This is a genomic window from Bradyrhizobium sp. USDA 4502 (genome assembly GCF_054063355.1).
Genome location: NZ_JBSSGF010000001.1, coordinates 6,069,763 through 6,085,761, shown reverse-complemented (window position 1 = coordinate 6,085,761; position 15,999 = coordinate 6,069,763). Strand labels below are relative to the sequence as shown.

Below are 15,999 nucleotides of genomic sequence, written 5' to 3'. Positions count from 1 at the left end.
GCAGGCCCAGCAAATGCCCAGCTCTACAGTGTTTCTAAACTTCGAAAATACCGCTTTCCAACTATTTGACAACCTGAAGCAGGCTGTTGAGTTGGGCAATAAGGGGGACATTCTCAGCAGCACCGTAGCTCTCGGTAACTTTCTCAATGCTGGATTGACAGGTACGGGGGCTATTACTGAATTTGGTGCATGGGCCGCCGGTGGCGCCACTGCTGCGGAGATTGAAGTGTTCATGCCGCGTTTTGCGGCAGCCGGCTTAGCCCTCGATTTCGGTCTTTCGATACTAAATATTGGTCGCCTCTATAACGCTTACGACGCAAATCCGAATTTCGATACTCATAAGGCTCTTACCGACGCCTGTGCGAAGCTGTTCATGCAAGTGTTGATTGCCGGCTGTTTCTTTGCTGCAGGCGGCATAGTGCCTGCGGCGCTCGCTTTTGGCATTGCCGGACAGTTGTTCGATCCAGAGAGCCTTAAGGACTTCTTTAACGCTATCGGGTCTGGCTGGGATCGCTTTGTAGCGAACCCGTTTCACCGTGCGTTGCATGATCCGATTGTGCTTGATCTCGATGGCGACGGCATCCAGCTGTCGACCCTCGCCGGCTCTGCGGTCCATTTCGATTTTGGTGGTGACGGCTTTTCGGAAAGGACAGGGTGGGTCTCTGCAAACGACGGCATACTCGCGATCGATGCCAATGACAATGGAACGATCGACAATGGCTTGGAGCTATTCGGCTCTACAATCCAAGACGGATTTGCGATCCTCGAGAAGCTGGATACAAATCAGGACGGAAAGATCGACGCGCAGGATGCGGATTTTGGCAAGCTCCGAGTGTGGCGGGATCTGAACCAGGACGGAGTGTCGGATGCCGGCGAACTGCAATCCCTATCGAGCGCCGGCATAACGTCGATTTCCCTGCAGCGAGATAAGCTCACCGGCACGAACGCTGGGCATGGGCTCGGATATGAAGCTGTGTTTGTCCGCGACGACGGGACAACAGGTCCCGCGCAGTCCGTTTATTTTCAAACAGACCCAAAAGACTCCGCACCAGACAACACGCCGGACTTCGTTCCGGCAGATGGTGTCCTTAATCTGCCACAGCTTCCCGGCTCCGGGTTGATCAACAATACCGCATATAAGCTAACCAACGATGGGGAGTTTTTCTCAGATTGGACTGCTCTTACGGACGGCGCGGCGAATATGAGCAGCGCCGAGATGCGTGTCGCATTCGAAGCGATACTACTGCGCTGGGCTGGAGTGGATAATGTTGACTCAAGCAGTCGCGGGCCATACGTCGATGCCCGTCATTTGGCCTTCCTGGAGAAATTCTACGGCGAAGGTTATCGTTGGCTGGAGTTCGGAGAAGAGGCAACGACGTCGCCGCCGTCAGGTCGCGTAGGCGACATACTTGAGGGCGCGTATCAAGCGCTGTTCGAGGTCTACGAGACTCTTTTCCTTGGGCAGGTAGCTGCCAGCACGTATGTGCGTGGTACCAGCGACTTGTCCGCCGCGCTCGATAACCCCTACTTTTACTATAGCCTTCTTGATATGGGCGTTCATGCGCCAGGGGATCCGTTGCCGGATACACCTGGTAACGTCGGAATGGTCGTTGATCTCATTGTGCGTCTTTCCTCCTTTGATGCCGGCCAGGAGACCTCGTATCTCACCAAGGCTCTCAGCGGCCTAAACGGGATGGTCTACTTCGCATTTGAAGGCGACCGGGGGGCGTATGCAGCGGCGGTGACGCCATACTTGGCGAACATAACTGACGACACCATTCGGAGCATTGCGACCCATATCGTGGACGGCACTGCCCTGTTTGGAACGCTGGAGGCGGAAGGCATTAATGGTGCTACTGGCCAGGACGTCTTTATCGGAGGCGGAGGTGGCGACGTCCTCGACGGTCGCGACGGCAGTGACATTTACGTCTACGCAAAACACGACGGAAATTTGTGGATCAAGGACTACGGGTCTGCGGCAGACAGCGACAAGCTGGTGCTAACCGATCTCAACTCTGCTGACCTCAGCTTCGTACGCATCGGCGACAACCTCCTGATCAAGGTGACCGAGACGGGCAAGTCGATGACTGTCGAGGGCTTCTTTTCGGGGTGGGGCATCGAAGTTCTGCGCTTCGCCGACGGCACGGAGTGGAGCCGAGAGCAGATCAAGGGTGCCAGCACGTATCAGGGCGATGGTCACGACAATCAGATCAACGATTCGCCATCCGACGATGTCATCTACGGCGGGCGCGGCGACGATTCCATCCAGATCAGCGGCGGCAATGATACGATCCTTTACGGCAAGGGCGATGGGTATGATGTCGTCACGGATTCATTCAACTCGCTCACTGAGCATGACAGGCTGGTTCTGACCGACCTCAATTCGAACGACATCCAGCTTGCGCGGGTTGGCTGGCATCTCGTTCTAACCGTGAAGGCGACGGGCGAGTATATCGATTTCACCAATTTCTTTCCGTTCGACAGCGACTGGAACAGGTACGCGCCCAGTATCGACGAGATCAAGTTCGCCAATGGCGAGTCCTGGAACAGGGCGCAGATCCAGCAGAACGCCTGGTATCGCGGGACCGATCGTTCCGACAGCATCACCGCGTCCAACCTGAATGACACGATCGAGGGCGGCAAGGGCGACGATTTTCTTGATGGTTGGGCCGGTAGCGACACCTATGTCTGGAACAAGGGAGACGGTAATGACCAGATAACTGATTCAATGTCGAGCTCGACCGACGTCGATACGCTGTGGTTACAGAACGTCACGTCGGATGACGTTTCCTATTCCTATCAGGGCAAGACGCTGCTCCTGACCATCAAATCGACCGGCGAGATAATTACGGTTCAGAGCTTCTTCGCCGGTGTGTCCGATCTGCTCACCGGCGCCGGTGACTACGGATATGGCATCGACGTCATCAAGTTCGCTGATGGCAGTTCCATCGACCGGCTGCAGATCATGCACAACGCCGGTGCCGAGTATCTCGGCATGAAGCCCGAAGTGTCGAGTTTCTCGATCCAGTATCTGGGCTTGGTGTGGTCGATGTTCGTCGACGAGTTCGGCCACAGCGGCAACATCGCCGGACAGCACGCAACCGGGATTAACGATATCTGGACTGCGTATGCCTATGGCGGTCCAGGTGGCATGATCGGCATTCCGGGCCAGTATCAGCCGAATCCCTTCAACGGTGGTGGCAAGAACTTCCTCAACGGCGGAGACGGCAATGACATCTTCGTTGCTGGTGGCGATCAGGACGTCCTGAGCGGAGGTGGCGGCGACGACATCCTGTTCGGCGACTTCATGGACGAGAATGTCGGCTACGGCAACGACGTCATCGATGGCGGCAACGGCAACGACGCGATCTATGGCGGTCCCGGGATGGACTTCATCGATGGCGGCAGCGGCGACGATTACCTGTCCGGCGGCAGCGGCAAGGACTACATTTTCGGCAACCTTGGCAACAACACGTTCGTCGGCGGAACCGGCGACGACGTCCTCTACGCCACCCAGGCGGGTGCCTCCGGCAACGACACCTACATTTATGCCGTCGGCGACGGCAACGACATCATCTTTGAAACGAGCAACGTCAATGCGCCCGACACCAACGACGTTCTGGTTCTGACCGATATCGCCTCGTCGGATGTCGAGCTCTCCCGCTCCGGCTCCGATCTTCTGGTTCGCATCAAGGCGACCGGCGACATCATCACGGTCGCCTCCCACTTCGTAGGCCGAAGCGCCGACAGCGACATCGCCGGTGCCGGACTGGAGTTTATCCGTTTCGCCGACGGGGAGTGGGATCGAAAGCAGATCCGCGAAGCCGCCTGGATTCGCGGAACCGATGGCCGCGATATCCTCAGCGACTCAAGCGTCGACGCCAACACCTTTGACGGTGGCAAGGGCAACGATGTCCTGTTGGGCGGGCAGAACAACACTACCTTTATCTACAGGAGCGGCGACGGCAGCGATGTCATCGACGATGGCACCACCAATGCGTTCAGGCCGTTGTCGGTCGACACGTTGAAATTCACCGACCTCGGCGTTGCGGATCTCGAATTCTCCCGCTCCGGAGACGATGTGCTGGTGAAGGTTCTTGCGACTGGCGATGTCATCACGCTGGTTGGCCAGTTTCGCGACGGCGTCACCGCCACCGGTGTCGGCATGGAACGGGTCCAGTTTGCCGACGGGACCGTCTGGGACCGGCAGCAAATCCGCCAGCAGGCCTGGTTCAGGGGTACCGATGGCAAGGATGTCATCCAACTCTCCAGCGGGTCTGACGACACCGTCGAGGCAGGCAAGGGCGACGACGTGATCTATTCCGGAGACTATGTCGGCAGCGGAAGTGACACGTTCGTCTACTCGCGGGGCGACGGCAACGACGTCATCAGCGAGCAGTCGAAGAACGTGTTTGCGTCGCAGGAAACGGACATCCTTCTGTTCAGGGATATCGACGCCTCCGACGTGCTTTTGACCCGCTCGGGCAACGATCTGCTCGTCAAGATCCTGTCGACCAACGAAACCATCACGGTGCTCGGCCAGTTCATCGACGGCCTCAGCGAGGCCGCCGGCAGCGGGCTTGAAGCCATCAAGTTCGCCAATGGTGATCAGTGGGGACGCCAGACGATCTTCAGCGTCGCCTTGAGCATGAGCCCGTTTATCGCCGGCACCAACGGCAACGACACGCTGATTGGCGCTTCGACTTCGCAAAACGTTTATGGCGAGGCTGGCAATGACACCCTGGACGGTCGCGGCGGCAGCGACCTGCTCTATGGTGGCCTCGGCGACGACCGGCTCATCATCAGCATCAGCGCGCCCGGCGACCTCGTAACAGCGGATGGCGGCGTCGGAACGGATACGCTGGATCTATCAGGGTTTGGCGCTGCCGCCTGGGTCGATCTCGTGACCAATGGCGCGGAGGTCCGAACCAGGGACCAGGGCGACCTGTCGAGCGGGACGTGGCGCGATGTCGCCGAGGTGGCCCGGGTCGAAAACATCACCGGCACCGCGTTCTCCGATCAGATCTCGGGTGACGCCGGCGACAACGTTATCATCGGTGGCGGCGGAAACGATACCCTCGATGGCCGCTCCGGCAACGACATCCTGCTCGGCGGAAGCGGCGATGACAATCTGACCGGCGGCATGGGGGCGGACCTCCTCGACGGTGGCGACGGCGCGGATGTGCTGAGCGGCGGTCTCGGAACCGACATGCTGATCGGCGGTGCGGGTAACGACGTGCTGACGGGCGGAACCGAGGCCGACGTGTTTGTCTTCGGCGCCGGCTCGGGCTCCGACACGATCACCGATTTCGTGGCCGGGAGTGGGACGGACCACGACCTGATCAGGTTCGATCGCGTGGTGTTTTCAAGCTACACCTCGGTTCTCGCCGCGGCGAGCCAGGTTGGTTCGGACGTCGTCATTGCGCTGGCAGGCGGCGACAGTATTACGTTGCAGAACGTTTTCCTGAGCGACCTGACGGCCGACAATTTCGAATTCCGGCGGCTGGATAACGTGGCGCCCACGGCGGTCTCGGTGACGGGCGGATCGGTGAGCGAAAATGCCACCCCAGGTACGGTGGTTGCGACGCTGTCGGCGGTCGATGGCGGCGATATCGGGGCGCACAGCTTCAGCATTGTCGGTAACGACGACTTCTTCGAGATCGTCGGCAACGAAATCCGCGTCAAGAGCGGCGCTGTCATCGACTACGAGCGGGGTGCCCAGCATCAGCTCGCCATCAAGGTCACGGACGATGACGGGCTGTCGCTGACCACGACAATCGCAGTCAACATCCTCGACGAGGTCAAGGTCTACACCGGCACCGCCGGGGACGACGTGCTGTCCGGCGGTTCGGGGGCGGATATCCTGATCGGCGGGGCGGGCAATGACCGGCTCGTTGGCGCCGGCGGCTCCGACGAATACCATTATAGCAGCGGCGATGGACGCGACCGCATCATCGACACTGGCGGGGCGGCCGACACCGACCGGCTCGTGCTCGGTGCCGGGATCACTCCGTCGCAGGTGGTCGTCGCGCGCTCGTCGCTCGGCAATTCCGATGTGGTGCTGCTGCTCGCGAGCGGCGCGACCATCGTTCTCCAGGATCAACTGTCGAGCGCGCCCGGCGCCGGGCTTGAGGAGATCAAGTTCGCCGACAATACGACATGGACCCGCGCGGACATTTTGGGTCGGTTGGACAATCATCTGATCGTCGGCAGCGTCGGCGTCGAAGCGCTCACCGGAGGCCAGGGCGCCGATATCTTCATCGCCGGTGCCGGCAACGAGACGTTGAGCGGCTATGGCGGCAGCGATACCTATCGCATCGGTCAGGGCATCGGTGACGACGTCATCGTCGAGGGCAGCGAGGAAGGCACCGACAGGATCGAACTTGTCGGCCTCGACATCGACGATGTCCAAGTCCTGCGCAGCGGCACGGACCTCGTCATCAGGATTCTTGCAACCGGCCACACCACGACCGTGTGCGGCCAGTTTGGGGTGTCATCCGCGGGCGTGGAGCAGATCGCCTTCGCCGACGGGACCGTGTGGGACCGGACGCAGATCATCCATAACGCCGTGACGTTCGGATCGGCTGGCAACGACACGGTGGTGGGCACGCCGGGCGACGATGTCCTGCAGCCCGGCGGTGGCGACGACGTGATCAACGCCAGCGCCGGCAACGACACGATCATCTATTCGCGCGGCGATGGCAACGACACGATCAACACAGGCGCCAATGCGCCGGATCAAATCGACGTTCTGCGCTTCACCGATCTCAATGTCGATGACCTGTCGTTCATGCGCAGAGACAACGACCTTGTGATCAAGGTTCGGAGCTCGGGCGAGACGATCACCGCCAAGCAGCAGTTTACGACCGCAACCGACGATTGGGGGATCGGCCGCATCCAGTTCGCGAACGGCATCATCTGGGACAAGGCGGCGATCGTCGCGGCGGCGGTGATCACCGGCACGGCCTTCGGTGAGACCGTCAGAGGCACGGACGCAGCTGACGTCATCGATGGCCTCGCCGGCAACGACGATTTGCGTGGCGGCAATGGCGGCGACACCTATCTCTACCGCGCCGGGTCGGGCAACGACACGATTTACGAAACGTCGACCGATAGCGGGATCGACGTCGTCAATCTGATTGGATTGACGTCCACAGACGTGACTTTCCGGCGCAGCGGCGGTGACCTGTTGATCACCGTCGTTGCAACCAGCGAAGTGCTCAAGATCGTCGACCAGTTCAACGGAACTGGCGGCGTTGAGCAGGTCGTGTTCGCGAACGGAGCGAGCTGGGACCGCAACCAGATTCTGGAGGCGGCCTCGTTCGTTCCCGGCACCAACGGCGATGACACATTGCGTGGCACCACCGGCAACGAAATCTTTCTCGGCGGATTTGGTAACGACTATCTCAACGGCATCGCCGGCAGCGACACGTACATCTATCGGCTCGGCGACGGCAACGACACCATCTACGACGGATCGTGGTCGACGCCGGATATCGATGTGCTTCGCTTCACCGATCTGAACGCGTCGGATCTCAGCTTTACACATTCTGGCACGTACCTGATTGTCACGGTCAATGCCAACGGCCAGACCGTGACGGTTCAGGATGAGTTCAACTCAGGTGGCGGTGTCGAGCGTATCGAATTTGCCGATGGCACAGCCTGGGATTTCGCTGCGATCACCGCCAATGCCTGGTTCCGAGGCACATCCGGCGATGACACGCTGCGCGGGACCGGGGGCAACGAAATCTTCTTCGGTCTTCTGGGCAACGACTATCTGAATGGCGCCGCCGGCAGCGACACCTACCTCTATCGGCTCGGCGACGGCAACGACACCATCTACGATGGATCGTGGTCAACGCCGGATGTCGATGTGCTTCGCTTCGCCGACCTCAAAGCGTCGGATCTCAGCTTCTCGCGTTCAGGTACGTACCTGATCGCCACGGTCAATGCCAACGGCCAGACCGTGACGGTTCAGGATGAGTTCAACGCAAGTGGCGGCGTCGAGCGCATTGAATTTGCGGACGGCACGTCGTGGGATTTCGCGGCGATCACCGCCAATGCCTGGTTCCGCGGCACGTCGTCCGGCGACACCTTGAATGGAACGAGTGGCAACGATACCTTCGTCGGCGGCCTCGGCAACGATACCCTCAAGGGCACCGCCGGCAGCGACACCTACATCTACCGGCGCGGAGACGGGAGCGACACCATCAACGATGACTCCGGTTCGACGGTGGATATTGATGTACTCCGATTGACCGATCTCAACGCCTCGGATCTGACGCTGAACCGCTCCGGTACGAGCCTGATCATGGCCATCAATGGAACGGGACAGGCCATCACGGTTCAGTACCAGTTTTATTCGCAAACCGCGAACTGGGGGATTGAAAGGGTTGAGTTCGCCGACGGCACGGTCTGGGACCTCGCGGCAATCATCGCCAATGCCTGGATCCGAGGGACGGCCGGAAACGATCAATTGACCGGATCGAGCGGGAACGACATCTTCTTCGGTGACCTAGGCAACGACAATTTCAGCAGCGGTCCGGGCAGCGACACCTACATCTATCGCCTCGGAGATGGCAACGATTACATCAACGACGAGTCGGGCTCAACGACCGACGTCGACGTCGTCCACTTCTCTGACCTCAACGCCTCGGATCTAACGTTCAGCCGCGTTGGCGTGAATCTAGTCATGACCGTCAATTCGAATGGTCAGACAGTCACGATCGATGAGCAGTATTACTCGACCTCCGCGAACTGGGGCATCGAGAAGATCGAGTTCGCAAATGGCGAGACCTGGGGCCTGGCGGCAATCAACTCCGCCGGGTGGATCCGCGGCACGGCCGGCAACGAAACGCTGAACGGTACTGGCTGGAACGATACGTTCCAGGGTGGGCTCGGTGATGACACCTTCAACAGTGGTGCCGGAAGCGACACCTATGCGTACGCGCGAGGCGACGGAAACGACTATATCAACGATGAGTCCGGCTCAACCGCCGATGTCGACGTTCTTCGCTTCACGGACATCAATCCGGACGACCTGACATTGAGCCGTGTTGGCGTCAATCTGGTTGCGACCGCGAATTCAAATGGTCAGACGATCACCATCGATGAGCAGTTCTATTCTCAAAGCGCGAATTGGGGCATCGAGAAGTTCGAGTTTGCAAACGGCAGTTCGTGGGACTTGCAGACCATCAATGCGAACGCTTGGTATCGCGGCACAGCCGGCGATGACGAGATCTCCGGCTCGTCGTGGAACGACACCATTGCCGGCGGTGCTGGCAACGACGTGATGTCCGGCGGAGCCGGAAACGACACGTTCGTGTTCCGCGCAGGGTTGGGACAGGACACCGTGACCGATTTCACGCCGGGTCAGGATGCGTTGCAGTTTCGCGACGGTCTCTTCGCCGATGCTGCGTCGGCTCTGGCTTCCGCGACCGCGTCGGGTAGTGACACCTTGATCACGATCGATCCCGACGACAGCGTACTCCTCAAGAATGTGAACGTCGCAAGCCTGAGCCAAGGTGATTTCCACATCGTCTAGCCAATGGCTTGTGCGCCGTAACCGATGTCAAGGGGCGAGGGGGGCGCCCCGAACGGAATAGTGAATTTGACGTAAGGTCATGTGAGTAGGGAGAAGTACCTGGACTGCCGTTATGGCTAATGTTGACCTAGTTCGCCCTGCCGAAAATCGCTTTCATTGCGACGGTAGCCTTGAAATCGAATGAACGTGGTTATCGAAATAGCCTTCGAGCTCGGCCACCGCTTGTCGCTCCCAATCCTCCGCTTGAGTCAGCAACGAGAACTTTTGAACCGGTCGGAATGCTGCTGTCTGGCGGCACAGTGATGCTATAGCTCGGTAGCGGCGCACATTTTCCATAACGGCCAAGCCGGTCATGTTTGTATCTCCCAATTCCATTCCCGGGCGCGAAGGTGTGGCAGAACGATTTGCGATTGGTTAGCAGCCAGAGCCGAAGGCCCGCATGGTTGGCAAATGCTTTCAATCGGATCATCCATTCCGAATCATGGAAGGTTATCGGATCGCTGCGCGGTGCGAATCCTTGGGTTTCCCCCGCTGACATCTCCTTCTTCCTGAAGGCGTTCGGAGTCTCCGAGTTCGCGGAACCGGTCGCGCCCGAAGCCTTCGCGCTGCCTGGTCGTCCGGCTCTCGAAGCCTTCTTTCGCGAATATGTCATAGAGCCGAGCGCAGACCCTGACAGGTACCAAGCACTAAGGGGGCAACTGCCAAACGGAATCCTGCTCTATGGATCGCCGGGGTCGGGCAAGACCCATGCGGTCGACACGCTTGTCGCCGCGCTCAGGCGACCGACGTTCAGGCTGGATCTCGGAGAGGTCGGAAGCCCTTCAACCATCAGACGGCGGTCGCGATGCGGCAGGCGTTCGAACAAGCCAAGCGCAGCGCCCCGAGTCATTCCTGCAAGAAGCGTTGAGCCGCCTGCATCCTGCGCCGCCAAATCTCGTATAGGATGCTGCCGGCAGTGAACAGAGTTCGTTCTGCAGGGTGGCGTAGATCGCGAAAGAAGACGTAGAAGTTGAACTGCCACTTCGTGTTGACGGGGCTTGCGGAACTGGGCGCGCTCTTGTCGCGGAGGGCGCCGCACGAGCACGGCCCGAACCCACCATTTGAGCTACAGCGAGAAATGGCGTTTCGCTTGCGACTATCAGGCCCGATGGCGAGACATCAAGCGGTAAGCGCGCGGTTACGCGCCATTGTCGTGCGTTAACGATCTTATCTCGTGTGTTGCGGTGTCCGCCTCGAATGCCTGCTTCCCTTTTGCGGCCCACAGCGCTCGCGCATGTTCGCCCTGATCGCTTTTGAGCCTGTCGGCCATCCACAGTAGTGCGCCGAAAAAGGTAGCCCGGTCGTCGCCAGTCAGGTCCACGATACCGGCCTTGACGACCAGGCCGCCCAGTTCGATGAGGTGCCGCGTACGCTTGCGACGCTCGGCTTGCCACGCGCGCATATCATCCCGCGCCCTTGCCGCCTGATGACGGTCGTGGGCCGCCCGGTTGCGCCGGAGCGCCGCTAGCGTCACGGTCAGGTGCCGGAGTAGGTCGACGCGACCTTCCTTGAAAGAAAGCGGCCCCGCGTTTGGCCCATGCCTCCCTCTTTCCGGTTTCTTTTGTCTCGGCCAGCACGATCAGTGCGCCCGCCAGCTCCGCGACGCTTAACGCATCGGCGCCGGTGGCGATTACCAGTTCGCCAAGCTGCTGCACCTTGCGGCTCTTGAGGTCGCGCGCCTTGTCCCCAAGCGCCTTTAGTTCGGCATCGAAGTCCCGTGGCTTGCGCATCATCATCTCCCGGAGCGTTGATGAAGAAATGATAGTTCAACATCCCGCGTAATGCTGTAGGATCACCGGGACTGGCCGGGACGGGCTGGTCCCTTCCGAGATTTTTTCGAGGGAGGGCGCGCTTATACGTCGTGCCGACGTACGCTTCGCCGTGTAGATGATCTGGTCGCGATGGCGATCTATCATCTTCACGTCAAGGTCATTGGCCGCAAATCCGGCTCAAGCGCGGTGGCGTCAGCCGCCTACCGTTCGGGCTCGCGGCTGCGCGACGAGCGCTTGGACCGCAGCCACGACTTTTCCGGCAAGCGCGGCGTCGTCCATTCCGAGGTGATGCTGCCGGAGAACGCGCCAGAGGCATGGAGCGACCGCGAACGGCTCTGGAACGATGTCGAGGCCTTCGAAATCCGCAAGGACGCTCAGCTTGCCCGCGAGGTGGAGTTCGCCATCCCGCGCGAGATGACACAGGCTCAGGGGATCGAGCTTGCCCGCGACTTCGCTCGGGCCGAATTCGTCGAGCGGGGCATGATCGCCGATCTCAACGTGCATTGGGACGTGACCGAGGACGGCATGCCCAAACCGCACGCCCATGTCATGCTCACCATGCGCGCGGTGGACGAGAACGGCTTTGGCCAAAAGGTGCGGGATTGGAACTGCACGGAGATGGTCGAGCGCTGGCGCGAACGCTGGGCGGAGATCGCCAATGAGCGTCTCGCCGAACTCGACATCGACGCGCGGATCGACCATCGCAGTCTGGAAGCGCAGGGTATCGCACTGGAGCCGCAAAGCCAGATCGGCGCACCCGCCAAACGCATTGAGAACCGCGGCATCGAGGGCGAAGGCAGCGAGGCCGATCGCGCCGAGATGCACCGCGAGATCGCGCGCAGCAATGGCGCGCAGATCATCGCCGATCCCTCCATTGGGTTGGGCGCTATCACCCGGCAACAATCGACCTTCACACGCCGCGACATTGCGAAATTCGCGCACCGGCACAGCGACGGGATCGACCAGTTCAACGAGGTCATGAGTGCGATGCGTAGCGCACCTGGTCTGGTCGAACTCGGCAACGACGGTCGCGGCGAGGATCGCTTCACCACCCGCGAGATGATTGAGGCCGAACAGCGCCTGCACCGCGCGGCCGAACTCATGGCGGAACGGGAATGCCATGCGACGCGGGACGCGGACCGCGAGGCCGTTTTGGCACGCGCGGAAGCGCGCGGCCTTGTCCTTTCCGGCGAACAAGCCGAGGCGCTGGCGCATATCACCGATGGGCGCGATCTCGGCGTTGTCGTCGGCCACGCCGGCACCGGCAAGAGCGCGATGCTGGGCGTGGCGCGGGAGGCCTGGGAAGCGGTGGGCTATGAGGTCCGGGGCGTGGCGCTGTCCGGCATTGCGGCGGAAAATCTCGAAAGCGGATCGGGCATTGTGTCACGCACCATCGCCAGCATGGAGCATGGCTGGGCACAGGGCCGCGACCTGCTCACGTCGCGCGATGTGCTGGTGATCGACGAGGCGGGTATGGTCGGGACGCGCCAGTTGGAGCGCGTGCTGTCCCATGCTGCCGAGGCTGGCGCAAAGGTCGTGCTGGTCGGCGATCCGCAACAACTGCAGGCCATCGAGGCCGGCGCGGCGTTCCGCTCGATCCATGAGCGTCACGGCGGGGCGGAAATCGGCGAAGTGCGCCGTCAGCGAGAGGACTGGCAGCGCGACGCCACGCGCGATCTCGCCAGTGGCAAAACCGGTCATGCGCTTGAGGTCTATCGCTCCCATGGCATGGTGCATGAGGCCCAGACCCGCGGGCAGGCGCGCGGCGATCTGATCGAGCGCTGGAACCACGACCGGCAGGCGTCGCCCGATAGGAGCCGGATCATCCTCACCCACACCAACGATGAAGTCCGCGCACTCAATGAGGCAGCCCGCGAGCGGATGCGGACCGCCGGCGATCTAGGAGATGACGTCCGCCTGACCGTCGAACGCGGCGCGAGAAATTTCGCCAGCGGGGATCGCGTCATGTTCCTGCAGAATGAGCGTGGTCTTGGCGTGAAGAACGGCACGCTCGGAACTATCGAACAGGTCGGCAGGCAATCGATATCCGTGCAGACAGACGATGGCCGATCCGTGAAGTTCGACCTGAAAGACTACAACAAGATCGACCACGGCTATGCCGCGACCATCCACAAGGCGCAGGGCATGACGGTAGACCGCGCCCACGTGCTGGCGACGCCCGGCATGGACGCCCATGGCAGCTATGTCGCCTTGTCACGGCACCGCGACGGCGTGGACCTGCATTATGGCCGCGATGACTTTACGGGTCGGGACCGGCTTGTCCGCACCCTGTCGCGCGACCGGTCCAAGGACATGGCCTCGGACTACGACCGTGCCGATCCGGTCCAGAGCTATGCCGAGCTGCGCGGAATCACCTTCCGCGAGCGCGTGGCCGAGATCGTGCGCAGCGTCGTACCCGAGAAGGTACGCAACATGTTCGACGGCCTTCGCTCTCCTTCAGATATGCCCCACCCGGATGGTGGGCAGAGGCCAGAGCGGGAAACGCCGGAAAGGGACAGGAGCGGTACGGGAGCCGCGCGGCGCGAGACCGAAGCGCCGGACAGGAAGGTGGCGGAAGAGGCAGAAAAGGAATTGCGTCGCGTGCGTACCCGCGCGCTCGTGCGTCATGCCGGCGCCGTGGATGCGATCTTCGAGGCGCAGGAGATGGGCGGCGAGGCCAGTCCCGAGCAAGTGAAAGAACTACAAAAGGCCCGCCGGGTCTTCGAGGAGGTGCGGCCTCACGGCTCACACGATGCTGAAGCCGCCTACAAGAAGAACCCGGAGCTTGCCCGCGAGGCGGCTGGCGGTCGGGTCAACCGCGCCATCCGCGCGCTCCAGCTCGAGACCGAACTGCGCATCGCCCCTAGCCGCCGCGCCGACCGCTTCGTGGAGGACTGGCAGAGGCTTGACCAAGCCAGCCTGCGCCAGTATCAGGCGGGCGATTTCTCCGGCTACAGGGCCACGCGTGCGGCGATGGGCGACATGGCAAGAAGCCTCGAACGCGATCCGCAACTGGAATCGCTCCTCGACAATCGCAAGCGGGAGCTCGGCATCGCGTTCGAGTCAGGCCGCCGGCTCGGCCTCGAACTCGCCTTCGTCCACGGCATCGACCTTGGTAGAGGCCGCGGCATCGGAATCTGATCCATCCTATTTTCCGCCGGCTCTACGCCACAGTACGACGCCGTGAAAAACGCTGTTGCGCGCGCAACTGCTTGCTCTGTGTAGATCAGGAGCAGTCAGCAGGAGGCAGCGCAGCCATGCGCGAACCAGACCGGATCGTCCGCCTGAAAACCGTTCTTGCCCGTACCGGCCTGTCCCGATCCACCATCTACCGCAAGATCGGCGAAGGCACATTCCCGGCCCAACTCAGGATCAGCGTCAACGGCGCAGGCTGGCGGGAATCCGACATCAACCGATGGATCGCCGATCCCGCGGCGTGGCGTCCGACATGCCTGTCCGGCTCTCACCCAAACGGAGACTGACATGATGGACCAGCAACTCGTTGCGCGCATCAAGCGACGCAGCAAATACTGGGGCCAGACTGCACCTAATCAATGGTTCGCTGTACGTGTCGTAGAGGACACAGGCTACCGCCTTAGAGGCAACAACAATAACTACCGATTGGACGACGTAATTATCGGCGTGCGTCTAGCCAATGGCTGCATCGTCGATCTCGCCAACGGCAAGACTAGGACGCGGACTTATTAAGGCGCAGCCATAGCCTGATTGACGCGAACAAATGCGAGGTAGTTCGCGGCGAGCCTCTCGTAGCGCGTCGCCACCCGACGGCATTGTTTGATCTTGTTGAAGAACCGCTTGACCTGGTTGCGAGCACGATAGGGGCTAAAGCAGATTGGATCGCTGCGATTGCTTTTCGGCGGGATGTTGGCCCACGCGCCCGTCTTCATGGCAAGCTCCCTGATCCAATCCGCGTCATAGCCACGGTCGGCAAGCAGCATTGACCCGGATTTCAGAAGAGACAGCAGTTTTCCGGCGAGCCGAACGTCATGAGCCTCACCGGGGCTCAGCGCCAGCCGTACCGGCAGACCATTGCCATCGACCACCGCATGGATTTTGCTCGTCAAGCCGCCGCGGGACCGTCCCATCGATTGGCGCTGATTCCTTGTGATGCAGGCTCCATGCTGATGCACGCGAACCAATGGAGGTGTCGATCATCTGGACAGCGGCATCATGGGCAGTCGCAAGCGCTTCTATGATGCGGACCCAAACACCGGCCCGCCGCCACCTGACGAAGCGGTTGTAGCAAGTGGTGTATGGGTCAAACGCCGTCGGCAGATCACGCCAGGGTGCTCCTGATCGGAGGACCCAGAAGATGCCATTCAGGACCCGTCTGTCGTTGACCCGAGGGCCACGCGGCTTGTTCGGCAGCATCGGCTTGATGGCGATCCGTTCATGGTCGGCGAGTTCGTAGCGCATGAATCGAGCCCCCAGTTCGGGAGTTTGAATCACGGCAGTCCGGCCAAACGCAACGCTCCTGGCCCGCTCCTGGTACGGCGCTTACGGACAGGAGCGGACATCAACCAGCCCTCAATCTCTGCCAAATGCGTCGAAAATGACCCTAACCGGAAGTCTATTGATCTAAATCAACGGTACGTAGTGGGGGTGGATTTTTTATCGGATGTC

The 15,999-nt window shown here is 60.8% G+C and carries 9 protein-coding genes; 5 read left to right on the top strand and 4 right to left on the bottom strand.

Features of this window, described 5'->3' with window-relative positions; genetic code table 11:
• The first annotated feature begins 13 nt into the window (after positions 1–13).
• A complete protein-coding gene (locus ACVW1B_RS28265) occupies positions 14–9,544 on the top strand; it encodes a calcium-binding protein (RefSeq protein WP_456822532.1) in 9,531 nt (3,176 codons plus the stop codon).
• A 153-nt stretch (positions 9,545–9,697) separates the two neighbouring features.
• Here ACVW1B_RS28265 and ACVW1B_RS28260 read toward each other — a convergent pair whose 3' ends face one another.
• Positions 9,698–9,898 carry a hypothetical protein gene (locus tag ACVW1B_RS28260; RefSeq protein ID WP_310883511.1) on the bottom strand — a complete coding sequence of 67 codons (201 nt, stop codon included), beginning with the start codon at positions 9,896–9,898 and terminating at the stop codon, positions 9,698–9,700.
• Positions 9,899–9,933: 35 nt separating this feature from the next.
• Between ACVW1B_RS28260 and ACVW1B_RS28255 the strand changes: the two genes are divergently transcribed.
• On the top strand, positions 9,934–10,503 hold the full coding sequence (locus ACVW1B_RS28255; protein ID WP_456778957.1) for an AAA family ATPase: 570 nt from the start codon (positions 9,934–9,936) through the stop codon (positions 10,501–10,503).
• Between the two features lie 218 nt (positions 10,504–10,721).
• Here the strand turns inward: ACVW1B_RS28255 and ACVW1B_RS28250 are convergent, their stop codons facing one another.
• Positions 10,722–10,985, bottom strand: a complete 264-nt coding sequence (locus ACVW1B_RS28250; protein WP_310883510.1) for a conjugal transfer protein TraD — start codon at positions 10,983–10,985, stop codon at positions 10,722–10,724.
• 1 nt (position 10,986) lies between these two features.
• The gene (locus ACVW1B_RS28245; RefSeq protein ID WP_310883509.1) at positions 10,987–11,313 is read right to left on the bottom strand and encodes a conjugal transfer protein TraD; all 327 of its coding nucleotides are present in this window, start codon (positions 11,311–11,313) and stop codon (positions 10,987–10,989) included.
• Positions 11,314–11,484: 171 nt separating this feature from the next.
• Here ACVW1B_RS28245 and traA point away from each other — a divergent pair, with 171 nt between their 5' ends.
• The 3 genes from traA to ACVW1B_RS28230 all read left to right on the top strand — a co-directional run bounded on the left by traA (position 11,485) and on the right by ACVW1B_RS28230 (position 15,063).
• Positions 11,485–14,496 (top strand): Ti-type conjugative transfer relaxase TraA, encoded by a 3,012-nt coding sequence (traA, locus tag ACVW1B_RS28240; RefSeq protein WP_456778958.1) that lies wholly within the window; start codon positions 11,485–11,487, stop codon positions 14,494–14,496.
• A 116-nt stretch (positions 14,497–14,612) separates the two neighbouring features.
• Entirely contained in the window at positions 14,613–14,837 is a 225-nt protein-coding gene (locus ACVW1B_RS28235; RefSeq protein ID WP_310883506.1) for a helix-turn-helix transcriptional regulator, read from the top strand.
• 1 nt (position 14,838) lies between these two features.
• The gene (locus tag ACVW1B_RS28230) at positions 14,839–15,063 is read left to right on the top strand and encodes a hypothetical protein (protein ID WP_456778959.1); all 225 of its coding nucleotides are present in this window, start codon (positions 14,839–14,841) and stop codon (positions 15,061–15,063) included.
• Here ACVW1B_RS28230 and ACVW1B_RS28225 read toward each other — a convergent pair.
• A protein-coding gene (locus ACVW1B_RS28225; RefSeq protein WP_375166802.1) for an IS5 family transposase occupies positions 15,060–15,792 on the bottom strand; the annotation gives its coding sequence in 2 pieces (ribosomal slippage) (positions 15,060–15,512 and positions 15,514–15,792; 732 coding nt in all). The two genes, ACVW1B_RS28230 and ACVW1B_RS28225, sit on opposite strands and share 4 nt — an antisense overlap.
• Positions 15,793–15,999 lie beyond the last annotated feature (207 nt).

What these genes read in the sequence shown, in the direction of transcription:
- ACVW1B_RS28260 (WP_310883511.1), bottom strand. Translation starts at nt 9,898, where the DNA reads ATGACCGGCTTGGCCGTTATGGAAAATGTGCGCCGCTACCGAGCTATA.
- ACVW1B_RS28245 (WP_310883509.1), bottom strand. Translation starts at nt 11,313, where the DNA reads ATGCGCAAGCCACGGGACTTCGATGCCGAACTAAAGGCGCTTGGGGAC.
- ACVW1B_RS28250 (WP_310883510.1), bottom strand. Translation starts at nt 10,985, where the DNA reads ATGCGCGCGTGGCAAGCCGAGCGTCGCAAGCGTACGCGGCACCTCATC.
- ACVW1B_RS28265 (WP_456822532.1), top strand. Translation starts at nt 14, where the DNA reads ATGCCCAGCTCTACAGTGTTTCTAAACTTCGAAAATACCGCTTTCCAA.
- ACVW1B_RS28230 (WP_456778959.1), top strand. Translation starts at nt 14,839, where the DNA reads ATGATGGACCAGCAACTCGTTGCGCGCATCAAGCGACGCAGCAAATAC.
- ACVW1B_RS28235 (WP_310883506.1), top strand. Translation starts at nt 14,613, where the DNA reads ATGCGCGAACCAGACCGGATCGTCCGCCTGAAAACCGTTCTTGCCCGT.
- traA (WP_456778958.1), top strand. Translation starts at nt 11,485, where the DNA reads ATGGCGATCTATCATCTTCACGTCAAGGTCATTGGCCGCAAATCCGGC.